Annotated in this window: 16 protein-coding genes; 12 read left to right on the top strand and 4 right to left on the bottom strand. The window is 49.8% G+C overall.

Annotated features, from left to right (window positions below; genetic code table 11):
* Positions 1–284: 284 nt before the first annotated feature.
* From G6Q29_RS19815 to G6Q29_RS19790, 6 genes are all read left to right on the top strand, one after another.
* Positions 285–3,404, top strand: a complete 3,120-nt coding sequence (locus tag G6Q29_RS19815) for a hypothetical protein (RefSeq protein WP_012477567.1) — start codon at positions 285–287, stop codon at positions 3,402–3,404.
* Between the two features lie 559 nt (positions 3,405–3,963).
* Positions 3,964–4,278 (top strand): hypothetical protein, encoded by a 315-nt coding sequence (locus G6Q29_RS19810; RefSeq protein WP_022650042.1) that lies wholly within the window; start codon positions 3,964–3,966, stop codon positions 4,276–4,278.
* 46 nt (positions 4,279–4,324) lie between these two features.
* Positions 4,325–4,654, top strand: a complete 330-nt coding sequence (locus G6Q29_RS19805) for a hypothetical protein (RefSeq protein WP_022650041.1) — start codon at positions 4,325–4,327, stop codon at positions 4,652–4,654.
* Positions 4,655–4,684: 30 nt separating this feature from the next.
* Positions 4,685–5,350: a hypothetical protein gene (locus G6Q29_RS19800; protein ID WP_022650040.1), complete on the top strand. Its 666-nt coding sequence runs from the start codon at positions 4,685–4,687 to the stop codon at positions 5,348–5,350.
* Between the two features lie 25 nt (positions 5,351–5,375).
* On the top strand, positions 5,376–5,708 hold the full coding sequence (locus tag G6Q29_RS19795; RefSeq protein ID WP_032623564.1) for a hypothetical protein: 333 nt from the start codon (positions 5,376–5,378) through the stop codon (positions 5,706–5,708).
* Positions 5,705–6,484, top strand: a complete 780-nt coding sequence (locus tag G6Q29_RS19790; RefSeq protein WP_022650038.1) for a site-specific integrase — start codon at positions 5,705–5,707, stop codon at positions 6,482–6,484. Before G6Q29_RS19795 ends, G6Q29_RS19790 begins: the two co-directional genes overlap by 4 nt.
* Before the next feature lie 98 nt (positions 6,485–6,582).
* On the opposite strand, the gene G6Q29_RS19785 is transcribed toward G6Q29_RS19790, so the two are convergent.
* Positions 6,583–6,861 carry a hypothetical protein gene (locus G6Q29_RS19785; RefSeq protein WP_022650037.1) on the bottom strand — a complete coding sequence of 93 codons (279 nt, stop codon included), beginning with the start codon at positions 6,859–6,861 and terminating at the stop codon, positions 6,583–6,585.
* Positions 6,861–7,499 carry an AAA family ATPase gene (locus G6Q29_RS19780; RefSeq protein WP_022650036.1) on the bottom strand — a complete coding sequence of 213 codons (639 nt, stop codon included), beginning with the start codon at positions 7,497–7,499 and terminating at the stop codon, positions 6,861–6,863. Before G6Q29_RS19780 ends, G6Q29_RS19785 begins: the two co-directional genes overlap by 1 nt.
* Positions 7,500–7,735: 236 nt before the next feature.
* Here G6Q29_RS19780 and parM point away from each other — a divergent pair, with 236 nt between their 5' ends.
* Both parM and G6Q29_RS19770 read left to right on the top strand, forming a co-directional pair.
* On the top strand, positions 7,736–8,707 hold the full coding sequence (gene parM, locus G6Q29_RS19775) for a plasmid segregation protein ParM domain-containing protein (protein WP_022650035.1): 972 nt from the start codon (positions 7,736–7,738) through the stop codon (positions 8,705–8,707).
* Between the two features lie 4 nt (positions 8,708–8,711).
* Positions 8,712–9,101: a plasmid partitioning/stability family protein gene (locus G6Q29_RS19770; protein WP_022650034.1), complete on the top strand. Its 390-nt coding sequence runs from the start codon at positions 8,712–8,714 to the stop codon at positions 9,099–9,101.
* 3 nt (positions 9,102–9,104) lie between these two features.
* Here the strand turns inward: G6Q29_RS19770 and G6Q29_RS19765 are convergent, their stop codons facing one another.
* Both G6Q29_RS19765 and umuD read right to left on the bottom strand, forming a co-directional pair.
* A complete protein-coding gene (locus G6Q29_RS19765) occupies positions 9,105–10,376 on the bottom strand; it encodes a Y-family DNA polymerase (protein WP_022650033.1) in 1,272 nt (423 codons plus the stop codon).
* Positions 10,376–10,804, bottom strand: a complete 429-nt coding sequence (gene umuD / locus G6Q29_RS19760) for a translesion error-prone DNA polymerase V autoproteolytic subunit (protein WP_022650032.1) — start codon at positions 10,802–10,804, stop codon at positions 10,376–10,378. Before umuD ends, G6Q29_RS19765 begins: the two co-directional genes overlap by 1 nt.
* Positions 10,805–11,169: 365 nt before the next feature.
* On the opposite strand from umuD, the gene G6Q29_RS19750 reads away from it, so the two are divergent.
* The 4 genes from G6Q29_RS19750 (at position 11,170) to G6Q29_RS19735 (ending at position 13,422) form a co-directional block, all read left to right on the top strand.
* Entirely contained in the window at positions 11,170–11,637 is a 468-nt protein-coding gene (locus G6Q29_RS19750; RefSeq protein WP_022650031.1) for a hypothetical protein, read from the top strand.
* 396 nt (positions 11,638–12,033) lie between these two features.
* Positions 12,034–12,726, top strand: a complete 693-nt coding sequence (locus tag G6Q29_RS19745; RefSeq protein ID WP_022650030.1) for a DNA methylase — start codon at positions 12,034–12,036, stop codon at positions 12,724–12,726.
* Positions 12,723–12,944, top strand: a complete 222-nt coding sequence (locus G6Q29_RS19740; RefSeq protein ID WP_022650029.1) for a hypothetical protein — start codon at positions 12,723–12,725, stop codon at positions 12,942–12,944. Before G6Q29_RS19745 ends, G6Q29_RS19740 begins: the two co-directional genes overlap by 4 nt.
* A 55-nt stretch (positions 12,945–12,999) precedes the next feature.
* On the top strand, positions 13,000–13,422 hold the full coding sequence (locus G6Q29_RS19735; RefSeq protein ID WP_022650028.1) for a DUF1380 family protein: 423 nt from the start codon (positions 13,000–13,002) through the stop codon (positions 13,420–13,422).
* The last annotated feature ends 54 nt before the right edge of the window (positions 13,423–13,476 follow it).

Raw genomic sequence — 13,476 nt, 5'->3', positions numbered from 1 at the left:
GCGATAAAATCATATCACGTATGATTCATTTGATATTAAGTTAATATCATATCAGAAGTGATTTCATGAATAATGATAAATATCACACTTAGTATGATTTTATGTGAGTGATTCAATTATCATATCCTTTGCGTGTTTCCCGCCGCGCAGATCCGGTTTCTGGCTAAATCGGATAACAGGGAGACGAACTTTGCACGAAGGGCATCGGGTGACATTTTCCAGAGAAAAAAAGGTCACTACCGCTTATTATTCATAAAATTTCTTATGGAACACGCAGAATATCTATGTTTGGAAAACTTCTAAAAAGTCTCTCATGGCAGGTGAGAGCTGAACTCCGACGGAGCCTGAAGTCGAACCGGGATTACAAAAAACTACGCTGGAACCCGGTGGAGAGAATACTTGTTTCCTGCTCCACCCATTACGTCCGGGCTATGCTAATTCTATGGTCCGCAGCCTTCGGGGCTGTTGGCGTGGTCGAATATTTTCGCCCTGTATTGCAACCTTTCGCTGTGCAGCATTTTAAGGGCATTACCAAGCTTTCAGACTGGATGTCTAATTTACTGGGTAGCCAGTTGACTATAATCGGTATTGTTTTTCCGCTGGTTGTGGGGCTTATAAGTGTTTTGTTTCAAAAGAAATCAGCAAGGATCCATATTCAGTCCGCGTATCAACTTCATTCCGGATATATGTTTGCGGGCCTGAGTGGTCTTTTACTGGCTGCATTTATCGTGTTGGGCGGTATGACGTTATCTATAGGTGACGGATATCTTAATACTTCTTTCGCCGTAACAGCTTTTGTGTGGATGCTTTTCAATATTACTCTGTCTATCTGGTTCTTCGTCTCGAGTCTGAATGTCCTGGATGAGAGCAAGCGCGATCGACTAATGAATAAGTTTTTTTTGTCTCAGATAGTGGATGACTATATTCAAAAAGCATATATTCTTGCTTGGCTCCGATATCCGGGGGTAAATATAGGTGAGGATTACCTCGGTAATATTAAAATACTGCCTTACTCAATCTCAGAGAAAGACGACATGCTTCATGTCAAATCTAATATCAGTAAAGGTGATGTTGTTATAGATATTTATATAAGGCCACTTTTATTTCTGCTAAGAAGGCTAGAGGCGGTAGATGGGCAGGATGCGGAAATTATCATTTTGCCCTCCTTTGGTGTTCGTTCTGGTGAACTAACTTTATTGTCATCGAGAAATGTCAAGCCTGTTTCAGGATTGTGGCGGTGGTTATTTAGCCGTTGTATTGTAACAGGGCGCCCTAAGAACAAAAGGGATCTGGATGATATTACTTTTGATTTCTTTGGTGAGGCTTACGATGCGCTTAACGATAAAAATATTAGCGTCTTCAGAACAGGGATTGAACGATTAACAGATACCTATACCTCTATCAAAAGAAGTTATAACTACGGGGTTGATAAAAATTATCTGGATGAAGTAAAAGAATCAGGTTTTAGCCATACTTTCAGCGATTCATTCCATTATGAATTGAGAAAGTTTTTTCGTGAATCCGTAAAATCAACGGAATATTCAGGCGAATATTTCCGTGAATCGATGGCCATTCCATTGCATGTGTACAGAAAAACACAGAGCACTCATTTTACCGATTTCAGACAATTTTTACTCTCGCTTTTCAGAGTATGGCATGTGTTAAACGAGTGGAAAGCAGGACAGGGTGTCACCCTCTCGGCCAGCCAGGAGCAAACTCATCAAGAACTTGTACGCCATTTTATTGGCCTGTGGGAGGGCTGGAGTATGAGCTCGATCATTGGCAAACCAGGGAGCGAAGATTCTACTGGGCGCCTGATGTATCATCTGCATAACACCGCCAGGCTGCTTATTCCGTCAGTGGTTGCAGATAATGCTTCTTCCGTACGATATGCTCACGACGTTCTCTGTCTCTGGTTTAACCAGAGCCGGTTTCCACGGCACTGGGAGGAAGAGTACCACTGGCACAGTTTCTTCCTGACTCCGGATTATCTGTCTCTGGATGAAACAGACTCGCAGTGGGCAATGTTACTCAGGGGGCGTCCATATAAAAAAGATGCGGCCTTATCCATTATGTTTGCAAATGCCTTGTCTGATTTACGCCTGTTAATGGCAGGTTATCTCATTGCGCATTTTGAACCCCAAGAAAAGATAGATTTAGCTGATCTTGTTAACCATATCATTACGTCTGAATTATATGAAGAAAGAGACACTCATGATACGCTGACACCTGCGTTCAGACGTTCTGTCGATATCATTGATATGATACTGAGAATTGAGCACTGTAATCTTCATGCGAATACAAACTGGTACAGCGGGCTATCAGAAACCATTGAGGTTATGAACTCATATAATGAAAGGCCTTACATTCCGGGGCGTACGTATACAGGAGTACATGAGGATTTAGGGAGCCTCTACGGAGCATTTTCCTTGCTGGCTATAAAGCTCGCCAGACCTGCTGAGCAGGTTACGCAGCGTGCTAATGACGCCCTTGCGGGAGGGTTGTTTTCCTATTTCAGTAAAGTGAGAATAATTTCTGTTCTTGAACGGCTGAAACGTGATCCTTCAGTCCCTTATGAAGGCTATATCATTTCAGACGCGGATTATGCAACGAACGTGGTTTTCTTTAATGACGTTCTGGATAAATACATTGAGGTCTTCAGTCGCAGCAAAGTGGCAGATATCGTTGCTGCCGAAGTAGATCTTGAACGTCTCAGGAATACCGACACTCGTCTGACAAAAGAACTTCCTGGGGTATTGTCTGAAGATACTCTGCTTAACTACTTCACTTTTTCTCAAAATTCAGAATGCGATCGCAACTGGCTGGTGAGATACATTCCTGTGAGTGTTCCCAAAGATTATGTTGCCAGAGAACTTAATAGTAATTTCTACGGAGATTTTCCGTCTGTATCAGATGTTAGGACAAATATTTACCACAGACTGCATAATTTACTGTGGCAATCACAGGCTAAATTAACGATGAAGGTCAAAAACCTCGAAACACTGTTAATGAAAGTCGCGCAACGGTCCGCCGATCAGCAGTATTACATACTGGTGAGCTATGGTTCCCGCTTTAGCGAAGAACTGAGGGAACTGGTTTATCAGCCGGAAAGGCATGACGCGTTTAGCATACAGGTTGATGTTTCAGCCAGAGGTAGCCGCACTCTGCCCTTCAGGATCAATAACTGTCTTATTTACCTTGTCCTCAATTCCGAACAGGAATTTTCGGTTATGGTCAGCGCGGAATCCTTCGGTGAACTCAGGCTGTTCAGGTACCCGGATGGAACCCTTTTTAACACCTTCTACAGCAGTAGTGACAATCCACTTGAAGGCGTGATGACAACGCTCTGGGAAATGGAGATGGAAATCACTGGTCCACTGGTGGCCCGGTTTGAACATCGCTGAGCAAAATTAAGGTGACCCCGGATGGGGTCGCTGTTAAATTGCTTTGTTGTTAATAATTAATTCAAATTGCGATACTTATAGCAATAATCTACTCATAACAACAATTCACTGTTTTTTGTGCTTATTCTGCAATAATCGTTCTCTTCCACTCCTGAGATCCGAAAAAAGGTTGTTCCGGATCTTACGGAAACGCCCCGGCGCGCAGCGGCACGAAAATACAAGATATGCCACTCCGTCAGCTGCTTTTTCTTCTATATATTGTGTTATCTCCCCTCACCTGTACCCGATAAGAAGGGGCCGAAAAGAGCGCTTCGCTTATTCTCTGACCGTGTTACACTTCCGGTAAGTTGCGGATAGCCAGAAAATCGGATCTGACCGGAACGGCCATCCGGTAATTTAATGGAGTGGTTATATGGCTGCTTATTATTATTCTGGTGATATTCACGACAGGAAAAATAAGCAGGGGAATATTCAGGTGAGTGACTGCACAGGTGATTATCCTTCGCGTCATCATTACTCTGAGTGACTATTGAACCAGATACTATTTTTGAGGCGAGGTATGGGGAAACCAACATTTAGATCATTTTACGATGTGGTCCGGGAGCTTGAGGATGTATATGGCCATCAAGAGCTGTGGCTTTACTCTGGCCTTAATGAGGACTGCCCAGTCGAGACAGCCCGCCGGCGTCAGGAATGGCGATCTCCAAAAATTCTCAAACGAAACGGCAGAATGGTGGCAGAACAATCAGGCCAGCCTGATTTCTGGGTGCTCACCGGTGATTACCATCTGCCGCAGTATGAACACAGCTGTCCGCCGTGGAAAGCCTGCCTCATCGATAAGATTTTTAAAACGAATGGTTTACTGTTCTGGTGATGGCTTCACAAGGCTTGCAGGCGGAATTCTCAGTTAAGGAAGGATTATGTGTGATTTATGCAGGGCGGACGGGAATTACTTCCATACGCCGGAATGCGTGTATGACCAGCTGGTCAGCGAGTACCCCGTGATGTGGCTGCGGGACTCGACCCGGATCGGCGCCTGCTACACCCTCCGCGAACTGCTGTCGCCGGAAGGGATGGTGCTGGCCATACAGAACGCACCTCCCGTGACGGGATGGCGGCTGCGCATGCGGTATAACGAGGCCATAGATGAAGAGATCGACCCGCAGCGCGGGGACTGTACCGAGCTGGCCTCCAGGGCTGACGCCCTGCTGGCCTTTGAGCCGTTCCGTGAAGACGCTGCGTCAGTATGACCGGCGGGATTTTTCAGTAAGGGAGCAAATATGGCTGACTGGTTTATCGCGACCGAAGGCGTGAAGGTGGTGAAGGACAGCGCCAGCCTGTGGCCGCAGATCATTACGGCGGTTTCATCTGCAGGTGCTGCATTCGGTGGTGTGTGGTACGGGCAGCGGCTGATAACCCAGCGGGAGAAGGAAGCAGCAGCGACAAAGCGAGAATCTGAGCTTTATTTTATTTCCACTCAGCTGGTATTTCGCCTCGAACGATTTGCCCAGGGATGCGCGGAGGTGGTTAATGATGAAGGGTTTGAAGATGATAAAGGGTACACACGTACTGGTATTAGCGCTGAGCCATTCTCAACAGAGGATATTGACGGTGACTGGCGGGTACTACCCAGCAGGATTCTTTACCGTATTCGTGAACTGTCAGTGCTGATCCCAGAAGCCAGCCGTTATATCAGTATTGTCAGTGACTATGATAATCCTCCCGACTGGCAGATGACCTTTAAAGAACGCCGTTATCAGTATTCACGTCTGGGTCTGCGTGCCATGATACTGGCCAGGCGACTGAGGCGACTTAATGCCATGCCTTCATCACACCTTGATAATAACAGCCCCTGGTCAGTACAGAACGTCTTATGGGCTGAGTGGCGAAAACAACGAAAGTCCAGAGCACGACAAGCTCGTGAGGTTCCTGACTATGATTTGTAAGGAAATTAGGGTGATACCAAGATATATGAACGGACCATGCGCAAACGAAGCCGCCAATGACATTATTTCCCTGCTGAAACTGTGTCAGCAATTGCAGTCTGAAAAGGACGGCAGGGAACGTCCTGCGCCCGGGACATATTCCCGCGATGAGGATGCGTTTGCCGATCGTATCCGTACAGCGTGCGGACATGCCCAGCAGCTGCGCCGGCTGCTGCCGGTGATGACGACGCTGAGCGCCATCGGCGCCGGGATGGAACGCCGGGGTGAAATCAGTCTGCTCCCGGGCGAAGATTACGCGCAGAAAGCACTGGCACGACTTACAGAGCAATACCTGTCCGGCAGGGACAACAAGCAATGATGCCGGCAATACCCGGCCAGGGTGTCTCATTTTCGGCCGCGCAGCTGCCGGTGGCCATCGACTACCCTGCCGCACTGGCCCTGCGCCAGATGGCCCTCGTTCAGGACGAACTGCCGAAATATCTGCTGGCGCCGGAAGTGAGCGCCCTGCTCCACTATGTGCCTGATCTGCACCGCAAGATGCTGCTGGCCACCCTCTGGAACACCGGCGCCCGTATTAACGAGGCGCTGGCGCTGACCCGGAGTGATTTTTCCCTGGTGCCACCCTACCCTTTCGTGCAGCTGGCCACACTCAAACAAAGGACTGAAAAAGCCGCCAGAACGGCAGGCCGGGCACCCGCCGGCAGTCAGGCTCACCGGCTGGTACCGCTTTCCGATGCGAGCTATGTCAGCCAGCTGGAAATGATGGTGGCCACGCTGAAAATACCTCTTGAACGACGTAACAAGCGAAGCGGCAGAACCGAGAAGGCGCGCATCTGGGAAATTACCGACCGGACGGTCCGCACCTGGCTCAGCGAAGCGGTTGAAGCAGCAGCGGCTGACGGGGTGACGTTCTCCGTGCCGGTGACACCGCACACATTCCGCCACAGCTATGCCATGCACATGCTGTATGCCGGTATTCCTCTCAAGGTGCTTCAGAGTTTAATGGGGCATAAGAGCATCAGCTCGACGGAGGTGTACACGAAAGTGTTTGCGCTGGATGTGGCGGCGCGTCACCGCGTGCAGTTCCAGATGCCGGAGACTGAAGCTGTGTCATTACTTAAAGGAACCATTTAACTTCTCTGTAAGCTATGAGGACCTGCATGATATTGGAAAGGCCGCTAATGCGGCCTAAGTCATACTTCACACATCATACTTATGATGTAATATCGTTCTTACTCGCCAGTTTTCTGAAAGTAAAGTTCAAGGGCTTCTCTGACTATTGCACTGACGTTTTTAGGATCTTTCCCGTTACGCTTGTTCCGCAGTGCTATATCTTCGACCTTCACTAACATAGACTCCCCTAATGAGATTGTCGTGCGGCACTGTTTTTCAGGTTCCGGTTTTTCTGGTGCTCCGTAGGGTTTATCGGCAAGGCGCTGCGCGAGGGCTTCAGCTTGTTCTGCTGTGACACCTGTTCTGCTTGTCGCTTGCTGGCTCGGCTTTTTAACCATTATGCGAATACCTCTTTCATTAGCTGCATAATTTCTGCTTTAGCCGCTTCATTATTCGTTTCTACGACACCCGTTCCATTGCTCATGCAATCTCGATAGACCTTGCGGAAACAGATTACTGTTTGCAGCGTTTCAATAGTTGGAAACTCTTCAAGGTATTCCAGAAACTCCTTCCGCTCATTTCCTCTTAGCACTGGGTTTGTTGTGGCCATGCTTTGTAAGCAATAGACCTTCAGTTCAGGGTTGAGATCACGCATAGCTTCAATCTGCTGAGCAAGTTCCGTCAATGTATCAAGGTCGGGCTGTGAGCATTGTAATGGTGCAATGATCTGATGTGCGACTACTCCACTAGTAATGAACTCTCTTGAGTTTCTGCCTGCCACATCCACGATTACATGATCATACTTTTCGTCTAATGCTCGAAGGGTTTGTGTCAGATTATCGAATTTTTCGATGAGCGTGAAAGTTGGCTCTATCCCCGATGCTTCACGCTCAGCATGGTGCTTAGCGGCCGTCCGTTGTAAGTCTCCATTTAACAGGCATACGTCTTGGCCCTCATGGGCTAGAGCTATTGCTAAGTTTGATGCCGTTGTAGTTTTACCTGAACCGCCTTTGTTTCCACCTACGACAGTAATCATTTCTGCCTCATAAATATGATGTGTGAAGTATGATTTATTTTGTCACATACGTAGTTATAGTCAACAACTGTAATCAAAAATATGAAGTATGAAGTGTGAGATATGATTTATTTTTTAATAAATCATAAATATTACTTGTGTTTTAATATTTCATACTTATGATTTAATACTCAATCTGAGTGCTTAGGCACTTAAGTTCAATCATTTTTCTCAATTTGAGTATTAAGGGGTTCAGGATGAAAGTGTATTGTGATGATGGTTCTACAACTGTAAAACTTGCATGGCTCCACAATAAGAAACTTTATAAGTCATTGTCATCTAACTCTTTTCGTCAGGGTTGGAAGGTGGAAGGTATGGGCGTACGTCAGACCTTCAACTATGAGCTTGAAGGTAAAAAATACACCTATGACGAAGTCAGCAATGAATCCATTCTTACTACTCATATTGAGTATCAATATACCGATGTAAACGTTCTGGCGGTTCACCATGCACTTCTGAACAGCGGGCTGAAACCTCAGCCTGTCTCACTGACTGTTACTTTGCCTATCAGTGAGTTCTACACAAGGGATTGTCAGAAGAATGAGCTGAATATTCAGAGGAAAATCGACAACCTGATGCGTCCAGTCAAGTTGAACAAAGGCGAGGTGTTTACCATCGAGCACGTCGAAGTCATGCCAGAATCCTTGCCTGCCGTATTTGAACGTCTGGTGAAAGACAATGTAGGGCAGTTCGAAAAGTCTCTGGTGATTGACCTCGGAGGTACAACTCTCGACGTTGGCGTTATCGTTGGCCAGTTCGACTCTGTCAGCGCGATACACGGAAATTCTGATATCGGCGTATCGCTGGTAACGAACGCTGCACTCACGGCGTTAAAAATGGCTTCCAGCAACACGAGTGCTATGGTCGCCGATGAACTTATCAAACAGCGTACAAACGCTGACTTCGTCCGGCAGGTTATCAACGACGAAAGCAAGACGGCACTGGTGTTGGATACCATCGATAGCGCGATCGCTACACTGGGTGCCCAGGTTGTCGATGACTTGGCTGGGTTTAGGGACGTTAACCGCGTTTATATTGTTGGTGGCGGTGCGCCACTGATCGAGGATGCTGTTAAAGCAGCATGGCAACATCTGGGCTCGAAGGTTGTCATGATGGATTCACCGCAAACATCACTCGTAGAAGCCATCGCTGCATTTAAAGGGGAATAGGACTGTGAGCGAGGAACGGAAGAAGTTTACTGTTTATCTTCATCCGGACCAGGTGGCGGACAATGTGTCTTTAGACATTATTGATTCTGTCCCACGGAACGATAGAGGAGATTTATATAGGAGAGCGCTTATTTCCGGCTTAGCACTTCACCACCTCGACCCGCGGCTTCCTGGCTTACTTGCGCTGTTGTTGGATAAGAGTTTCACGGCGGATAGCCTGGTAGGTTTAATCAGTCAGACAACGGGATGGAAGCCATCCCAGGCCAATATCCGTGATGTGCTTGCAGAACTGGGCGCAGGAAATTTTGATTCTGCAATCAAGCCTGAAATTGCTGAAGATGATGAGCAGCGTCGACTGGAAGAGGCCCGGGTCAAAATGAAAGGCCTCTTCTGATACTCAAATTGAGGCTTTGGGGATATCGGACCACCTGGTCGTGTATGCCGGAGAAAGCATCTCTCTTTTCATTTGCCATTCTGGTGCAATTCCGCGGCCAGCAAACCATACCCTCCCGAGCCCTGAATGGTTTATGCCATCCAGGGCTTTCATAAGCTCCTCGCTTCGTTCCTGCGGCTTAACGTCATCGAAAAGATTTAACTGTGCTACTCCCGTAGGGGTGAAGTCATTCAGCATTACGCCAGCCTTTGCATATCTATGCCCGTCGATCCAGATACGATCCAGGGCCTTTACTGAGGCGTTAATGATGTCCCGGGTGTCACGGGTAGGCACAAGAAGTTTTTCACTGGCCACGTTGCTGTAATACGCTTCGTTGACTGCGAAAGGGGAGGTTTTGATAAAGACCGATATGTGCCGGCAGAACTGATGCTCTCCCCGCAGTTTTTCAGCCGCGCGTTCGGCATACTGGCAGATAGCCTGCCGCAACGCTTCGTAAGTGGTGATGCGCTCCCCGAATGATCGGCTGCAGACAATCTGCTGCTTCGCGGGCGGTACATCTTCAAGAGATATACAGGCCTCACCGTTCAGCTCGCGTACGGTTCGCTCCAGCACTACGGTAAAGTTTTTGCGTACAAAGGCAGGATTCATGCGCGCCAGCTGTAGCGCAGTCGTCACGCCGTATGTATTCAGCTTTTTGCCTATGCGGCGACCAACCCCCCAGATTTCCTCTACTGGCTGCAGTGAGAGCAGTTTCTCCGTCCTACGAAGATTGTCAGTAGTCAGGGCCAGCACGCCCCCAAATTGCGGCCACTCTTTTGAAGCCCATTGCGCTGATTTTGCTAAAGTTTTTGTTGGCCCCATCCCAACGCCAATTGTCAGTCCGGTTCCTCTTAGGACGTGCTCGCGCAGCTGCCGGCCGAAATCTTCAAAGTCGGTACAGCCATCGATGCCGCGAATGTCCAGGAACATCTCGTCGATGCTGTACTGCTCTACGCGGGGCGCCAGTTCTTCCAGATGTGCCATGACCCGGTTGCTCAGACTCGCGTAAAGCTCATAATTGCTGGAAAACGTAAGCACTTTCTCCGGGAACTGCATTGTCTTCAGCTGGAACCAGGGAATCCCCATTTTGATCCCAAGCTGTTTCGCTTCCTTCGATCTGGCTATTACACAACCATCATTATTGCTAAGAACGACCACCGGTTTATCACGTAAGTCAGGACGAAAGACCTTCTCACAACTCGCATAGAAGCTGTTCACATCTGCCAGGGCGAACATCAGTCATGTCCCCGGGTTTTATGTACAAAGGCAGTTACGACACCGAAAATTTGTAGCTGCTCAGGTTCTGGCCATAGAGTAGGGTAGGCTGGATTCATTGCCTGTAACCCTGGTCTCGGTTTCAACAATAATCTCTTAACAGTAAATTCACCTTCAATCTCAGCTATAACGATATCGCCGTGGTGTGCATTTTCGGCTTTATCAACAATCATCAGATCGCCAGAATGTAGCCCAATATCAGTCATGGAATTACCAATAGCTCGCACAAAATATGTCGAACTGGGTCGGGATATACAGTAATCGTTGAGGTCAAGTTCGGCTTCGACATAGTCCTGCGCCGGGGACGGGAACCCCGCCGGGCATCCCTCGCTATAAAGAGGGATTGGGATAATTTCCGGCTCGCAATCGACACGCAATAATTCAAACATAGGCACCTCCGAACTGTATTTATATACAGTATTATTACTTTATTGAGTGTACTTTCAAGTTTTTGCTTTGCCCATTTTTTAACTCTATGTTGCCTAAAGAAGTTCCCCGCCGTGCCTTTACTTTAGCCCGATCGCTTCAGATGCAAGGGTTCGCTCCGCCGCCATCCTCGCCCGGTCGCAGATTTTTACGCCTGATGCCATTCTTCCCGTCGTTCTCCCGCTCAATATTCGCGGGAGAACCGTCCAGAACGTCATCGCTGTTTATCTGCGCTGCGGCCTCCGGTGTCGCCCCTGCATCTTCCGCTCGAAGTCGGGCTGTCGTGTCGGCACGGTGCAACTGGGTGCCGGATGCTTAGGACACAGCCATGTTCAGACTGACCTGTATTGAACTCAACAACGGCGAGTTTGCCGTGTATATCAACAACCATTATCTGTGGAGTGAGGATGCCTGCGGAGAACGACTTTACCTGGGGGAGGTGCTGGAGCAGCTTTCCCTGATGCCGGGTGTGGAAACCGGCACTATTCAAGAGGCAGTTCCGGAGGACGAAGAGTGGAACTGGAATGACATTGCCGATCGTGTGCTGCCGTCGCTATCTGCCTGCCGCGAGGGAGTAACCGTGGCAGATCACATCGCACGGCTACAGCAGTATCCGCAGGATGCGCTGTGTATGGGAACGTTCTGGCTGGCTGATGACTTTATGTCCCTCAATGACAGCCTGACAGAGGGGGAGATTGCTGAAGCCATGCGTGTCTGTTACCACAGCCATGATGCCTGCATCGGTTTTAACTGGGACACATTGCAGTTCGCTATCGACCACGTAAAGGGGGGCTAACGGAAAAAAGGACGCCACCGACCGGAGGCGTCCCAAAACATACCAGGCTTATGATCCTACAAAGTGGTGTACTGACACGCACTTATGGTCATTCTGTCATACACGGGAGGCTACTTCAGCTACCAGAATCAGTACCAAAGGATGTCGGTGCCCTCCGCCTTTCTGCCGCCAGCCGGCGGCGTGTTCAACGCCGTGCCTTCACGCTAACCCGGCCGCTGCGGTCGCAAGGGTTCACGTTGTCTCCGTCCTCACCCGTTCGCACCTTTCACGGTGCATTCAGCCCGTGAAAGGCTTGCGCTGCGGCTTGCGGCGTCGCCCCTGCGCCCTCCGCTCAGAGCCGGGTTTTTGTGGCGGCACGGCGCAACAGGGTGCCGCATATCAGAGAGGAGTGTGTCTATGTCCCGTTATATCCTGGGTGACTGCGTGCAGGTGATGTCCCGTTTTCCGGCACGTGCCGTTGATTTTATTCTTACCGATCCCCCGTATCTGGTTGGCTTTAAGGACCGTACCGGTCGCACTCTGGCCGGGGACAATTCGTCGGAATGGCTTCAGCCAGCGTGCCACGAAATGTACCGCGTACTCAAAAACGACAGTCTGATGGTGAGCTTTTACGCATGGAACCGCGCAGATCTGTTTCTCAATGCGTGGAAATCGGCCGGGTTCCGCGTTGTTGGCCATATCGTTTTTGCGAAGAGTTATGCCTCCAAATCAACGTTCGTGGGCTACACCCATGAGAACGCTTACCTGCTCGCGAAGGGGCGACCGCAAACCCCGGACCGCCCCATCCCGGACGTGATCCCCTGGAAATACACGGGCAACAGACACCATCCGACGGAGAAGCCGGTGCAGAGCCTGCGGCCACTGATTGAATCGCTCACGCGTCCGGGGGCCATTGTCCTTGACCCGTTCGCCGGTAGCGGCTCCACCTGCGTGGCCGCCGCCGAAGCCAGCCGCCGCTATATCGGGATCGAGATGCTTGAGCAGTACCACGCCGCCGGCGTTCGCCGTCTGGCACAGGTTGAACGGGCGAGAAGGATGCCGGCGGCCAATGACGGTACGTTTTACCCTGATTATCCGGAGGCGGCATGAACTACCCGGGCCTTGAATCCCTGCGCGCGGACGTGGCCGAGCTCAGCAATGCCATGTGTGACGTGCGGATGCTGCTGAACCGCCTCGAATCTCAGCACCGGCACGACGCGGCAACGCTGGCTGAACGTATGGCCGCCCAGACCCTGCGCCGGATCAACACCCTGCTTCTGGAAGCCTACCGCGAAGCCCTGGTGCTGGACGAAACCTTTCAGGGCTGACTGACCCTGCCGGGCTGATGCCCGGCCTGTAACCACTTACGAAAGAGATAAAAAAATGTACGGAACCCGCAAAGAACTTTGTGTACAGCTTGAAACCATGTTCACGTCTGACGAACCCCTGGTCCTGCTGGTCTGGACGGAAGAGGGGATTAGCGTGGCCTGCCGTGAAACCCAGCCAGAACCGGACGAGGCTGAAATCCGGGCGGTGATGAAGGCGCTTGGTGAAATGAAAATGACGCAATACCGCCAGGAGGGGGTAAATAATCTGACTGTCAGCGATCTCCTGACCCATCAGCGGGAAGCGGCAAACCGTCAGGTGAGTGTACCCGCAGCTTTACTTGCACGCGTCCTGCGCGACTATGAGTGTGAGCTGGAGCATCGCGCCGGAATGGCCTGGGAGGCCGGGCGGCCTGAACCCGATTCCGTAAAGGAAGCAAGGAATGACGTCTACGCACTGAAAGACGCGCTGGTAGCCTGAGAACGGCCGGGGGAGCGTCCCCGGCAACCGGTGACAATTCACAGCGAAAGAGGA

The organism is Enterobacter cloacae (genome assembly GCF_011078175.1).
GTDB lineage: Bacteria > Pseudomonadota > Gammaproteobacteria > Enterobacterales > Enterobacteriaceae > Enterobacter > Enterobacter cloacae_Q.
The sequence above is the reverse complement of the archived record's forward strand: the minus strand, read 5'-3'. Positions and strand labels throughout refer to the sequence as shown.